Consider the following 15,726-nt stretch of genomic DNA (forward strand, 5'->3'; position numbering starts at 1 on the left):
ATATGCTTGGGATTTAAGATCAAATAAATAGTGAACTGAATACGTACTTAGTATTTAAGGGAATCTAATAGCGTTTATATCCAAATTCAGTGCGCTGCTGCTGCTCACATTACTTACTGCTGTAAAGATTATCCTAAGCTCATAAGAAGTCGTGCCTGTGACTGTTGCAGTATCTACATATGTTGATGCAATTGGAAATCTTGACGTAATTGCAGCATTAACATTTCTTTGGATGGAGCGTGTATCTACCAATACTCCGTTTCTATAAATTCTGGTTTGGAAAGTAAAGTTCGAGTTAGCTGTCGTCGTCACATCCACAGAAATGGCAAAATCTAATTTTATTAATTGGCCAGCGACTGTTGGCACACTTACAGTCCCAATTGACGTTTCAGTACCATTAATAGCAACAGAAACTGGGCCAGCTACCTCATTGAAAAACAGCTGAGGATTTGCCCCGGTTGAACCGGTTGGTCCTGTGGCTCCAGTTGGCCCAGTTACTCCGGTTACGCCAGTAGCGCCAGTTACTCCGGTTGCACCAGTTGGTCCTGTTACGCCAGTTACCCCAGTTACACCAGTAGCGCCAGTTACTCCGGTAGCCCCAGTTACTCCAGTGGCTCCAGTTACTCCGGTTGGACCGGTTGGTCCAGTAGCACCAGTTACCCCGGTTGCACCAGTTACTCCAGTTACACCAGTTACTCCGGTTGGTCCTGTATCTCCCGTTGCGCCAGTTACTCCAGTGGCACCTGTATCTCCAGTAGCACCAGTTACGCCAGTATCTCCGGTTTCTCCAGTGGCTCCAGTAGCTCCAGTTGGTCCTGTATCTCCAGTTGCGCCAGTTACGCCAGTATCTCCGGTTTCTCCAGTGGCTCCAGTAGCTCCAGTTGGTCCTGTATCTCCAGTTGCGCCAGTTACGCCAGTATCTCCGGTTTCTCCAGTGGCTCCAGTAGCTCCAGTTGGTCCTGTATCTCCAGTAGCGCCAGTTACGCCAGTAGCACCAGTTGGCCCAGTTACCCCAGTGGCACCTGTATCTCCGGTAGCGCCAGTTACGCCAGTAGCGCCAGTTACGCCAGTAGCACCTGTATCTCCCGTTGCACCAGTTACGCCAGTTGGTCCAGTTACTCCAGTAGCACCAGTTACGCCAGTAGCACCAGTTACCCCAGTGGCACCTGTTTCTCCAGTTACTCCAGTTACTCCAGTTACTCCAGTTACTCCAGTAGCTCCAGTAGCACCAGTTACCCCGGTTACCCCAGTTACACCAGTAGCGCCAGTTGGCCCGGTTGGTCCTGTATCTCCGGTTGGCCCGGTTGGTCCTGTATCTCCAGTAGCGCCAGTTACGCCAGTTGGCCCAGTTGCACCTGTATCTCCGGTAGCACCAGTTGGTCCAGTAGCTCCAGTGGCTCCGGTTGCCCCAGTTACTCCGGTTGGTCCTGTATCTCCGGTTGCCCCAGTTACTCCAGTGGCTCCAGTTACTCCAGTTACGCCAGTTACTCCGGTAGCCCCAGTTACTCCAGTGGCTCCAGTTACTCCGGTTGGACCGGTTGGTCCAGTAGCACCAGTTACCCCGGTTGCACCAGTTACTCCAGTTACACCAGTTACTCCGGTTGGTCCTGTATCTCCGGTTGCGCCAGTTACACCAGTAGCGCCAGTTGGTCCAGTTACACCTGTATCTCCGGTAGCACCAGTTACGCCAGTAGCACCAGTTGGCCCGGTTACGCCAGTAGCGCCAGTATCTCCGGTTACTCCAGTTACACCAGTTACGCCAGTAGCACCAGTGGCTCCAGTAGCACCAGTTGGTCCTGTATCTCCGGTTGCGCCAGTTACGCCAGTAGCGCCAGTTGGCCCGGTTGGACCTGTATCTCCGGTTGCGCCGGTTACTCCAGTAGCACCAGTTGGCCCTGCATCTCCGGTTGCGCCAGTTACGCCAGTATCTCCGGTTACTCCAGTGGCACCAGTTACTCCAGTATCTCCGGTTGCGCCAGTTACCCCAGTGGCACCTGTATCTCCAGTAGCGCCAGTTACTCCGGTTGGACCGGTTGGTCCTGTATCTCCGGTTGCGCCAGTTACCCCAGTGGCACCTGTATCTCCAGTAGCACCAGTTACTCCGGTTGGCCCGGTTGGTCCTGTATCTCCGGTTGCCCCAGTTACGCCAGTAGCACCTGTATCTCCGGTAGCGCCAGTTGGTCCAGTTACTCCGGTTGGCCCGGTTGGCCCGGTTGGCCCGGTTGCCCCTGTATCTCCAGTAGCACCAGTTACCCCAGTTGCACCTGTATCTCCAGTAGCACCAGTTACTCCGGTAGCACCAGTTGGTCCAGTTACGCCAGTTACGCCAGTTGGCCCAGTTGCACCTGTATCTCCGGTAGCACCAGTTGGTCCTGTATCTCCGGTTGCCCCAGTTACTCCGGTTGCCCCAGTTACTCCGGTTGGTCCAGTAGCTCCAGTGGCTCCGGTTGCCCCAGTTACTCCGGTTGGTCCTGTATCTCCGGTTGCCCCAGTTACTCCAGTTACTCCAGTATCTCCGGTTGCGCCAGTTACGCCAGTAGCGCCAGTTACGCCAGTAGCACCTGTATCTCCCGTTGCACCAGTTACGCCAGTTGGTCCAGTTACTCCAGTTGCACCAGTTACGCCAGTAGCACCAGTTACCCCAGTGGCACCTGTTTCTCCAGTTACTCCAGTTACTCCAGTAGCACCAGTTACCCCGGTTACCCCAGTTACACCAGTAGCTCCAGTTGGCCCGGTTGGTCCGGTTGGTCCTGTATCTCCCGTTGCGCCAGTTACACCAGTAGCTCCAGTTACTCCGGTTGGTCCAGTTACACCTGTATCTCCCGTTGCCCCAGTTACTCCTGTTGGCCCGGTTGTGCCAGTTACTCCCGTTGCGCCAGTTGGTCCAGTTACACCTGTATCTCCCGTTGCCCCAGTTACTCCTGTTGGCCCGGTAGCACCTGTATCTCCCGTTGCCCCAGTTACGCCAGTTGGTCCAGTTACTCCAGTAGCGCCAGTTGCACCAGTTCCTCCGGTTAGTCCTGTATCTCCAGTAGCGCCAGTTGGTCCAGTTACTCCAGTAGCACCAGTTACCCCGGTTGCACCAGTTACTCCAGTTACTCCAGTTACTCCAGTAGCGCCAGTTGGCCCGGTTACGCCAGTAGCCCCAGTTGGTCCAGTAGCGCCAGTAGCCCCGGTCGGTCCAGTCGATCCAATAGACTCTATTAAAGAAACATCATCAATTAGAACAGACCCAAAAGTAATTTTACTTATTACCACTACTGCGTTTACTGCTTCAGCGGGGGTTTCAATTGTTCTATATATTTCATTCCATGTATTAAATGAGACATTTGGTAAATTTCCGGGGGTAATGATAATTTCCTGTCCGCCTTCAATCTCTTCCCCTTCACTGTTGACAAATAAAATTTGTATAGTTACTTGAGGACTTGGATTGTTTCCAAGTCTCCCAAGCGAAATGAGGAATATCATAGATTGTCCAGAAACGACAGGGACGATCTGCCCTAAAAAAGCATACGGCTGGCTACTGATAAACTGTGCGGAATATCTTCCAGAATGGGCAAAAGTATTAATAACGGAAGTATTTGCAGAAGCCCAGCCCGTCAGATTGCCTGTTTCAAAACCTCTATTTACAATCACATCATTCACTCAACTTCATCCCCTGCCTTTTTGAATAGTTCCAGCTATTCTATGCAGAAAAAGCTCCAGCGGTCTTTCACTTCACTAGCTAAAATAAAAAAGGTGAATGTCTCTGAATCACTTTCTCTTCCTGATTATATAAATATAAGTGCCCGAAAACGAGAAAGCAGTAATAGCTTCTTGGATAACCAATAGAATGATGTTTGGACCTTATCTAAAGACAGGGAAAACACTCTGGGCATTTGCAATGTAATTGAGGGTTTTACTATATGGATTTAGGGGAGAGCGCTGATGAAGAAGTTTTATCATAGTGAGAAAGAGCAATTCAAAGTCAAAAAACATTTTATAAAAGCTGTTCAATAGCTTAGCTGCTATTCTTACAAGATTGCTATTTAAATTTTCCCGCGCCATTTTTTGTATATTGGTTCATTCCCTCGCATGAATGTGCATCTTACACTAATCAAAACAGCAATGACTATGCAGTGCAAATGTGTTTTTCTCTTGATTATTAAATAGATATTATTTTAAATATAGACATAGTTATGACTAAACTTGAAAACAAATACTTAAATATTCATTTGGACCTCTAAATTTTTTGCAAGTGCTTTGGAGCCTGATAGTCCTTTTAAATACTTCATTTCCCCCTTTGTTTAATCCATTCGCTTTTTTATCCTCGTAAGAATTCGTGCAATTTTGAGCCTGAATTTGATAAAGCATTAGTTCGAATGAATGCTACATAGCCTGCCCTTGATTTTTTAGACTTATTATTCTGTGTTCTGCTATTTTTTATTTGTTCTATAGACTATCTGTTTCCTATATTGGAGAGACGAAAAAAGCGATATTCCGATCGGAATATCGCTTTTTCAGACATAGTATGGAAGAGCGTTGAATTTTCATTCAATGTTTTGCTTAACAAGCCTTCTAGGTTTTTGCACCACCATCAGCGGTTATACGAAGCGGAACAGCTTGCTTAGGTTCCCTTAACGCTTTACGACAAATGTTGTCACGCTTTGAGCCGGCAGATGGGCCCAAAAGTGATTGTCCGTTACTTTGAGATCCGTTCCAGGCTGAAGATTGCTGTTGCTGCTCGTGATCCATCTGGATACTTGCGAAGCAGATCCGTTCTGCAACACAAAGTTTTGGTTGACCCCTGTATTGGTTTTGTTAATGGCGACAATCACGACCTTGTTGTCACCTTTATAGGCTGACACGTAAACATTCGGATTAGGGTTTTTCGTTGCATCAATCCTTACATATCCAGGGCGCACAAACTTTGAGAAATGAGCCATATTGTAGCCGCGTTTGCTAATCGTGCCATCTTCTTTCATAGGACCATATGATCTTCGGATGTACCACCAAACATAAGCTTGAAAATCCCCTTCTACCATCGAATTGTGAATATGTTGTGAAACATCCAAGGCCTCGGGCCATCGATCCGCCGAGTTGTTATCACTGTTCGGATAGTATACTTCCGTCATCCAAAGGTCCTTCCCCGCTCCTTTTTGTTTAAAAAGAGGATAAGGGAATTGACTGACCTGAGTCCCGTACAGGTGGGTTCCGAGAATATCCATATTGCCAAGAGCCCTAGGATCGTTCAAGATCGGGTCCGACAAATTCTTCAAGTATTGAAATGACTCAGGCGCAATGACACGGGCATTGATCGAGCCTGCGTTTTCTCTCATAAAGCGAAGTATTTCTTGCGGCGTCCACCATGTCCACTCGTGAGCGTAATCAGGCTCGTTTTGGATGGAAATCGCATACAGATTCACACCATTATTCTTCATGAAAGTAACAAAATCGTTAAGATGCTGAGCGTATGCGGCGTACTTATCGTATCTTAGACGTTTAGCTGATGTGTTACCATTATGATTGAAGGTCTCAACCATATTGCTTGGAGGATTCCAGGGAGAAGCAAACACGATTGCCCCATGTTTGATCGCGCTTTTTGCAGTCTCTACTTCTTTGTACCAATTATTTCCATTTTCATCTACATGAATTCTTAAGATCGAAAAGCCTAACTGATTCTGTCCATTGCCAAAAGCAGTTTCTCTTTGAGCAGCTGTTAAATCTCCAACCCAAGCCGGGTGGTTCATTCCTCCAAAACCGCGAATCACTTGTTTTTCTGCAGAAATATTAACTGTTACATCATTTGCCGCCAAGACCTCAGCAGCGCCTGGGCCCATTACCATTACTGACAGCATAGTGAAACATACCAATAATAGACAAATTGTTTTTTTGACGCTCGACATTATTTTTTCCTCTCCTTCAATGTCTTTTACCGTATTAGAAGATGTGTTCTGTCTGCTTTTATATCGCAAACAAGCGGTGCCATAACTGGTGTTATCTTTGCGTAAACTGCCAGTAATCAACATTAAACAAGTTTCCTGAACCTGTTCCGGTAAATACAAGGAATACGTTGTGCACACCGGCTGCGCCGCTTACCGCAGTTTCTATTTCTCTCCAATTTTGCGTTCCGCCTGTGGAAGGGACATTCAGGGTTCCTACAAGCTTACCGGTTGCACTATCGAGACGCACTTCTATTTTCCCGCCAAGAGCGGATGCTACATTTGCTTTAAACGTCCTGGCACCGCCTGACCCGAAGTCTGCATTTCCTACAGCAATCCAGTCTCCGTTATGAATGCTTGTTACATGTTGATTATTTACCGGCCCGCCGGGTGCAGAGGAACTCTCGGTCAAAACCCGTCCATTCCAGGCAAACGTTTCAGCTTCTACCCGGTTATATGGATTCAAATTAGAAAGCTGTGTTACGCCTGTATAATTTGCCGCTACCTCTCGAATGGATCCGTCTGAATGATGCACAAGCTTATTAATATGGGGAGAACGGTATCCTTTGCCGGCCCCGAACAGAGCGGAGCTGACAGTTTGAGTATGATACACCGTGTACCACTCGTTTTTAAAATTGAAAACGGCATGATGGTTGTTTCCGCCGCCTCCGAAAAATGCACCCGGATTTTTTAGGAAGTGTCCTCTATACGTAAAGGGACCCATAGGACTTGGGCTGGTCATGTAGCCGATCTCACCCGGGGGTTTATCGGCCGGGTGCGCGCCGCTGAAATTGATACAATAGGAATAGTAATATGTTCCGTTATATTTGTGCATTCCAGAATCTTCAAACATGAAAGGCGCATCAATCGTAGATGCACTTCCAGCAACACTGGTCATATCAGGCCCTAATTTCATGACTCTTGCTGTTTTAGGATTTGCCCATTGCTCCTGTGTTGGATTTGAACCGCCAGGGATGCCTCCGCCGGCATACAGGTAACCGGTGCCGTCGTCATCTACGAACACTGCCGGATCAAAAAGCCACACAACACCGGACATTCCTGGTGTATTTGTTGTAACCAATGCTTTTCCGATCGGATCTGTCCACGGGCCGGTCGGACTGTCTGCTGTGAGGACCCCGATACCTCCGCCGCCGTTAGCGAAATAAAGGAAGAATTTATCCTTGCCATTTATCTTTTTAACTGCAACTGACGGAGCCCAGGACGCACCTGCCCATTTTGCAATCCCCCGGCCGCCATTCAGCCCATTGGCTCCTGCTACCGGAATGGATCCATGGTCTGTCCAGTTCACCATATCCGCTGAAGATATGACCGATATTTTATTCAAATTGGCAAATGTATTATCCTTAATCGTTCCGTCGCTATTATATTCATAGTTATCACTTGACATATAGATGTAGACTCTTCCGTTATAGGTCAGCGCAAATGGATCTGCGCCCAGATGATGGTCGATCAGCGGGTTTGAATTCCCTACATGTTTTGCAATTGACGTACTGGCAGCATACGCAGACTTCCCAGATAAGCAACTCAATAATAAAACAAGAACCCATAGACATAAGCTACACTTTTTCCTCATTACTTAATATCCTCCTTTTTCCTAAAATAGGGGTTCTTTTGGGAAATTGCAGTATTGGCAGCATACGACGACTTCCCAGATAAGCAACTCAATCATAAAGCAAGACCCCATAAACATAAGCTACACTTTTTACTGATCACTTAACATCCTTCTTTTTTCCTTTAAATGGCTGAGTCTCTTTTCCTTTTAATATTGATGACAACAGGTCTCAAAAACTAATAAATGAATGATTTCTAGAGTAAAACGTGCAAACACAGGAGTATGACTTTCACCTTTTCAATAAAAAATGCCGCTGTTGGCAGTCAGCGGCATTATGCACTGGATCATTTACATTTTGTCAAACTTCGTGTCTCCAGCAAACGATCCCATTGACAGTTGTTCTTCAAGAAGAAGTCCGTTTTTATGCCGTTCTTCAATTCTTTTGATAATAGATCGGATCGCATCTGCATTTTCTTCGATATTGTGAGGTTCAAAGATCGTTACGTGTTCTCCTTTTAATTGGTACTCAAGGTAATGCTGTACAGTTGATTGCGTCCATCCTCTATCTGTCAAATCGACGCCGCATAATAAGTGATGAATGTTGGCGTTGACGGCGCCCGAATTGATCAGTTCATTGTGATACGCAAGGTAGCTTCTGATTTTATCCTTAATCGAAGGAATGGTTAATAATTCTCTGTAATAGTCCGGAATAATGTCCATATTCAGATGGACGATCTCTTCGATTTCCTCTTCCGATAAATAAGTTACCGAAGTGGTTATTTTAGAATCCAGCATAATCACATCAGATACGGTGCGTTCCCGCTTCTCCAAAGCTTTAGCAACCTCAAAAGCCAAATTCGATCCCGAAGAGTAACCAAGCAAAACAAAAGGCCCTTGTTCCTGGATGCCTATCATGCTTTCTGCATACCGGTCAACGATCTCTTTCTCACGAGACGGCTCTTCTAAGAAATCAGCCGCATAGACGGTGCAACCGCCGTCAAGTCTTTTCGCCATTTCATGATAAACCAGTCCATACCCGATTAAAGGCGGGAAACAGAATATAGGGATTGAATCTCCTTGGTTCAGCTTGACGAATACGTTATCCGTCTTGTTTTCAAACATTGCCGCTTGAATGGCGCGTGCCATTGTTTCGATGGTAGGATATTCGTATACGGCTTGATAATGCATGTTGATTCCCATACTGTCGTTGATTTGATGAATAACTTGCAATACTTTGAGCGAATGGCCGCCAACGTCAAAGAAGTTATCTTTCATTCCCGGGTTACTGAGGGCTAAAACGCTCTTCCATATCTCAGCCAGCTGTTTTTCAATTGGTGTTCTCGGTGCTGTGTACTCAGTTCCGGCCACCTTATTTTTCTCAGGAGCCGGCAAAGCTTTTCGATCGATTTTTCCATTACTAGTGATTGGCATCTTCTCTACTTGTACAAAATAGGCTGGAATCATATATGCAGGCAGTTTTTGAAGCAATTTCTCCTTCAAATGGATTGGATTCAGTACTTCGTCCCCTGTCAAGTAGGCACAGAGTTGATTGGAGCCCTTTTCTTCAACTGAGGTGACAACTGCTTCTTTGACAGCATCGAGTTGTAATAAAGACGTTTCGATCTCGCCGAGTTCAATCCGGTACCCGCGGATTTTCACCTGATGATCGATTCGCCCTATATATTCGATATTACCGTCGGGCAGCCATCTTGCTAAGTCTCCTGTCCGGTAAAGCCGCTTTCCTGCCTCAAATGGGTGATTTACAAACTTTTCAGCTGTCAGCTCCGGACGGTTCAAGTAGCCACGTGCAAGCCCGTCTCCTGCGATACACAGTTCTCCTGGTACACCGAGCGGCTGAAGAAATTCTGATTCAGGCTGTACGATATACAATTGAATGTTGGAAATCGGTTTACCAATTGGAACGGAGTCGAGCGTTTCTCCCGTTTCACATTCAAAATACGATACATCAATCGTTGCTTCTGTCGGCCCGTATAAATTGATGATTTGAGACTCGCTTACCGGTGTGATGATGCGATGAAATCCGGCAGCGTGCGCAGGCGTTAAAGCCTCGCCGCTTGCAAATACATATGTTAATGACGCCAGCTTTCTCTTTAATTCGTCGGCGGTTTTCTGCTCCATGGATTCGAGAAAGGCATGCAGCATCGCAGGTACAAAATGCATAACGGTAATATCTTCTTTCGCAATCGTCTCTAAAATGATGTCAGGGTTCTTCTCTCCTCCGTTTGGCAGCAATACTGCTTTTGAACCCGTTAACGACCACCAGAACAACTCCCACACCGATACATCAAAGGTAATAGGGGTTTTTTGCAGAATGGCATCCTGCTTGTCCAGCGGGTAGTTTTCCTGCATCCAAACGAGACGGTTGACGACGGATCGGTGCTCAACCATCACTCCTTTCGGTTTGCCCGTGGATCCTGAAGTATAGATGACATAAGCTAAGTGATTCGGACCGGCTGTCTGCTTCAAGTTCGAAGCATCTTCCTTGAAGAAGCGCGGATTTTTCAGATCTAACACTTTCCCTTTAAAAGGCACGCCCTTCCTCAAATGACTCTGTGTTAACAACAGCTTCGTATCCGAATCCTCCAATATATATCGAATACGCTCTTCCGGATAGCTCGGATCGATCGGTACATACGCGCCGCCGGCTTTTAAAATCCCAAAGAGTCCTATGATCATTTCCAATGAACGTTCGGACATAATCCCGACCGGCTGATCTGGATGCACGCCTTCTGATTGCAATGCCCGGGCAAGTTGATTTGCTCTTTCATTCAGTTCCCGGTATGTCAGCTGTTTTTCTCCAAATATAACAGCCGCTTGATCAGGCGTACGTTGCACTTGTTCCTCAAACAATTGATGAAGTGTCTTTTCCTTTGGATAATCTGCTGCCGTATCATTGAATGTTTCGATGAGGAGCGAGCGTTCATCAGCTGTCACTATATCTAAATCTCGAATGTGCGCTGTCTGGTTTTTCACCATCTGCTTAATGATTTGCAGAAAATGCTCTTTCATCCGTTTGACACTATCATGATCATAGACGTTGCCATTGTACACAAAATAAATGTCTATTTCTTCTGCAGGCATGACAATGAAATTGAAATCGTAATGGGTTTGCTCCTCCATATAGAAATTGAGAATGTCCAACGTGTCACGATCCTGTTTCATGTGCTCCATTTGTTTCTCGACCGGATAATTTTCAAACACCATAATATGACTGATCAGCTGCTGCTTTTGTTCGGTTTGAGCCTGTATTTCATACAATGGAAATGTATCAAATGCCTGAGAAACCAGTGCCTGATCTTGGCTCGTTTTCAATACTTGTTCAACGGTCATTTCAGGCTGAGCGAAAATACGTACGGGAATGGTGTTGATAAATAAACCGACCATAGATGCAATACCCGCGATTTCTGCCGGCCGGCCGGATACGACCGTTCCAAAAACGACATCCTGACTGTTGTTATATCGCTGCAGCAGCAAGCCCCATGCACTTTGTATCAAAGTGTTTACGGTGACGTGATGTTGGCTTGCGGTCTGTTTGATTTCCTCAGAAAGCTGTTTTCCCAGATGACATGCAAGTCTTTGTTTTTGATATCCAGTGGATTGGTTTGAAACGGGTTCTTTCGGCAAAACAGTCTTCCCTTCATAGCCGTTCAAATATTTCTGCCAATAGGCTGAAGCATTTTTATGATCCTGATCTTCCAGCCATTCGATATACCGGCTGTACGGGGGCACGGCTTCTCGCTTCGGTTTCCTTTTTTCGAGAATGGCATAATAGGTTTCAAACACTTCTTTCGTAATAAGAGGCATACACCAGCCATCCATTAAAATATGATGGAAGCTCCATATCACTCGTGCTTGGTCGTCCTCTGTACGAAGGATTGATACACGCATTAACGCATCTTGAGTAAGATTGAATCCTCTTGCTTGATCTTTTTGTGAAAAGTCGGCGATGAACTTGGCGCGTTGTTCATTCTCCATGGTTCGAATATCTTCAACGGTTATTTCGATCGGTTTTTTTCGAAATACGATTTGCAGAGGCTGATCTTTCCATTCCGTATAAAAATGAGTCCGAAGAATCTCATGTCTGTCTGCCAGCTGCGATAAACTCATTGTAAATGCTTCGATATCCAAATCTCCTTTGAGATCAAAAGCGGCTTGTTCAAAATAAGCTCTGGAAGCTGAATCGATTAAGCTGTGAAACAGCATACCTTTCTGCATGGGGGTTAAGGGATATATATTTTCAATGTCGCCAATATGCTGTATTTGCTGAGCAAATTGGTCTAATTCTGCAATTGTGATGTCTTTTAGCGAAATATCGCTGGGCGTCAGCTGTATTTGTTCTTGAGCTGTACAATGTTCGATAACTTGTTGCAGGCTGCTCTTTAAGAGATCGGCGCATCTTTCTATTGTTTCTCTTCGATATTGTTTTCCAGAGTAACTGATAGCCAGTGAGAGCTGTCCGTCTGAAATCATGCCGTTTATATCAAGCGCATAGGTAATGGGATGCCTGTTGCTGGCAATTTCTCCGCCGGAGTAAGGGGAGATCTTAATTTTTCCATTTCGGACATCTTGATCGAATTGGCCGAGGTAATTGAAGCTGATTTCCGGATGTCCGGTCCAGTCAGGTGCTTTCGGATGATCGGATAAATATTTGATCATACCATATCCTATTCCTTTTTGGGGAATCTGACGCAACTGCTCTTTCACTGTTTTAATACGCTGTGAGATATCTTGGTCCGCTTTGATTTGGAGAGAAACAGGGTATTGGCTTGTGAACCATCCCACTGTACGTGATATATCAAGGTCTTGAAAAATAGATTCTCTGCCGTGCCCTTCCAGACTAATGAGAATGTCTTCATGGCCGGTCCAACGATAGATAGCCATTCCAAGTCCGGTCAGCAATAAATCGTTCATATCAGTCGTATAGGCCCGGTTCGACTTTTTTAATAAACATTCGGTTTCTTCCGCTGTCCATTGGACGATGATCGCTTCCTTGTCTTTGGCCAGACCAGCCTCCTGTTCATTGTCCTTTGGCAATGTATATGGCGGGATATACTGCTGTTCGAACCAGTATTGATTTTCGGCTTCAAATTCGTGACTTTCTGCATAACGTTTCAATTGTTCAGCCCATAAAAGGTAGGAATCTGTCTTCTTAGGCAACGTAATCGCTTCACCGTTTTCGAGCTGCTCATAAGCCGATGTTATATCTTCAAGTAAAATTCTCCACGAGACGCCATCGACAACTAGATGATGAATCGCCATTAGCAAATGATCTCCATCCTGGCATTGAAATAATCCCAGTTTCATAAGAGGTCCTTCGGCTAAATTGATGGATTGCTGAATGCCATTGGAGATCGTTTCTATCGTTTGGGCCGGGTTGGTTTCTTCGAGTAATGAGAACACTTCAAGGCTGAATAAATCTCCTTCATCGATCCCTCGATTTCGGGCTTCATATCCGTCGTCTGTCGGAACATAAACCATGCGTAAAGCATCGTGATGCTCTGCAATCTTCTTCATGACTTTTTGAAGCCTCGATTCGTCCAACCCCTCTTTGAAATAAAGCATGACAGATTGATTATAATGGTGCGAATCAGGATATTGCTGGGCAAAAAACCAGTGTTGAATCGGTGTCAGCAGCGATCGGCCTTTGATTTCTCCTTGTTCAGCAATTCGCGTGACCGGCTCTGCAAAAGGAGCAACCCCAGCGATTGTCGGATGCTTGAACAAGTGTTTGATGTCAAGCTTATACCCTGATTGATATAAGCTTGAAGTCACTTGAATCGACTTAATTGAATCTCCCCCAAGCTCAAAGAAATGATCGTCGATTCCGACGCGTTCTGCGCCTAATACCGACTCCCACACTCCGGCTAGGGTTTTTTCCAGTTCTGTCCGCGGAGCTATATAGGTATCGCCTGTGAGGTTGCCTGTTGGAGCAGGCAATGCCTGACGATCGATTTTTCCGTTGGGCGTAAGCGGTATCGCTGTCAGCTGTACGAAATAAGCAGGTATCATATAGTCGGGAAGCTGCCGGGACAGATGTACTCGGATTTCACTTACGGTTAAAGAATGCTGTGCCGTATAATAGGCGCACAAAGATGTTTCTCCATTGGTTTCGTATGCAATAACGATAGCTTCTTGAATCGGCTGTATATGAATAAATGCGGCTTCGACTTCACCGATTTCAATGCGGTAACCGCGAATTTTCACCTGGTGGTCGATCCTTCCGAGGTATTCGATCTTACCGTCCGGAAGCCGCCTTGCCAAGTCTCCTGTCCGGTACATTTTTGCCCCCGGTACAAACGGGTGCGGCAGAAACTTTTCCGCTGTTAATTCCGGCCGATTCAAATAACCTCTGGCAATACCGTCCCCGCTGATATAGATTTCTCCCGGGACGCCGATCGGCATCGGCTTCAAGCTCTTATCGAGTACAGAAATGTTCATATTGTCTGCGGCGGTTCCGATCGGCACTGATTCCCTTCTGTCATGTTGCGGATCAAAGGAATGGATCATACAGCCGACGACTGTCTCTGTAGGCCCGTATTCGTTAAAGATTTCGATTCTGCCGCCGAATTGCCTGCTGATGTTTCGGGCGAGCCCAGTGCTTAAATTGTCGCCGCCAACGATGAATTTCCGAATGGCGCACTCATGAGGAATGTTCATTTCTTTTAATAACCGCAAATGAGCCGGGGTCAATTTGATAATATCAACTCTTGGATCCTGCACAATGGATTCAAGCAAGACTGCCTTGTTTTCGCCTCCGTAGATAATCATGGCATTCCCGGTAATAAGCGGAGTGAAAACAGACGTTACTGTCAGATCAAAAGCGATGGACGAATAGAGCGGAAAGTTGGTTTTTTCTCCTTTGACATATACCTTGTGGGCCCACCAAATATAATTGGTTAAGCCTTGATGCTCAATCGCCACACCTTTTGGCTTGCCTGTGGAGCCTGACGTATAGATGACATAAGCTAAATCCTTCGTACTGCTGATCGGTTCAAGGTCAGTGTCGTCCTTGTGGTAAGAGCTTTCTTCATCAATGAAAACTATTGAGCCCGAAAGATCCAACTGTTGTCTGAGATGGCTCTCTGTCAAGATGATATCAGCTTCAGAGTCATTTACTATATACTGGATGCGGTGCTTCGGATAACCCGGATCAATTGGCACATAGGCACCGCCTGCTTTTAATACGGCCAGTATTCCCACGACTAGCTCAATGCTATGATCGCTGATGATGGCTGCGAGCCGGTCCTTCCCGATGCCCTTGGCCCTCAAGGTTCGGGCTAATTGATTGGCGCGTTCATTGAGCTGGCGATACGTGAATTGCTTTTCTCCGCAAATAATGGCTGGTTGATCCGGTGTTCGTTTCACCTGTGCTTCGAATAACTGATAAATCGTCTTATCCCGCGGATATTCAGTTTTCGTATGATGATAGTCAGCGAGAAAAGTATTAGTCTCTGCTTCAGACAAGATATCCACTTGGCCGAGAGTGAGGTCGGGCTGGAATAACATGATAGAAAATAGACGATTTAAATGCCCGATCACCTGTATCATATACTCGCGGTCATAAGCTTGTTCATTAAAACATAACTTTACATTTATCGAGTCTTCCCCCATAGCAAACTGAAACAAAGCATCTGAAGCAGCCGTTTCTATGAAACGATCAGAATGGATTTGCTCTAATGAAACAACCGTATTGATGATCGGCAAATGACTTTTATTATAGTTCAGCTGCAGCTGTCCGGCCATTTTTTCAAAGGGAACGTCCTGATATAAGATCGCTTCGTCCAGCGTATGTTTCAGTTCGTGGAATATCGATTTAAACGTACTGTCGGCATTGATATTCTGTTTGATTAACATGAGCTGTTCTAAACGAAGATCTTCATCAGTTTCGTCTTCAAAGGTTGGAATCCCTGTAATTGCGCTCTCTTCTCCTGTGTATTTGTACAGTAGAGATTTAATTCCGATCACGAGAACCAGATAGACGGCCATCGGCGTTTGATTCGTCATGGTCAGGATGCGCCGGGATACATCTGAACTCAATGAACTGTGAATACAGTCAGATGCACTCGCTGCATCACGCTTTACTGTTGAGTCGGACATTTGAAACGAAGGGAATGCACTGGGACGGTCTTCCGTGTGAAACATGCTGCCCCAGAACAACTCCTGTTGTTTAAATTCTGACATTCATATCCCTCCAGTTGGTTTCATTCCTGT

The 15,726-nt window shown here is 45.9% G+C and carries 4 protein-coding genes; all 4 read right to left on the reverse strand.

The annotated features are described in order from the left end of the window. Positions 1-54: 54 nt before the first annotated feature. The 4 genes from G4P54_RS10390 to G4P54_RS10405 all read right to left on the reverse strand — a co-directional run bounded on the left by G4P54_RS10390 (position 55) and on the right by G4P54_RS10405 (position 15,696). Positions 55-3,645 (reverse strand): NTTRR-F1 domain, encoded by a 3,591-nt coding sequence (locus G4P54_RS10390; RefSeq protein ID WP_167872600.1) that lies wholly within the window; start codon positions 3,643-3,645, stop codon positions 55-57. 971 nt (positions 3,646-4,616) lie between these two features. Further along, entirely contained in the window at positions 4,617-5,885 is a 1,269-nt protein-coding gene (xynC, locus tag G4P54_RS10395) for a glucuronoarabinoxylan endo-1,4-beta-xylanase XynC (RefSeq protein WP_420809523.1), read from the reverse strand. Positions 5,886-5,976: 91 nt separating this feature from the next. Then, positions 5,977-7,515: a glycoside hydrolase family 43 protein gene (locus tag G4P54_RS10400; RefSeq protein ID WP_167872601.1), complete on the reverse strand. Its 1,539-nt coding sequence runs from the start codon at positions 7,513-7,515 to the stop codon at positions 5,977-5,979. A gap of 327 nt (positions 7,516-7,842) precedes the next feature. Next, positions 7,843-15,696, reverse strand: coding sequence for a non-ribosomal peptide synthetase (locus tag G4P54_RS10405; protein ID WP_167872602.1), 7,854 nt, complete (start codon positions 15,694-15,696; stop codon positions 7,843-7,845). Positions 15,697-15,726 lie beyond the last annotated feature (30 nt).

The organism is Bacillus tequilensis, from assembly GCF_012225885.1.
In the GTDB taxonomy this organism is placed as follows: Bacteria; Bacillota; Bacilli; order Bacillales; family Bacillaceae; genus Bacillus; species Bacillus tequilensis.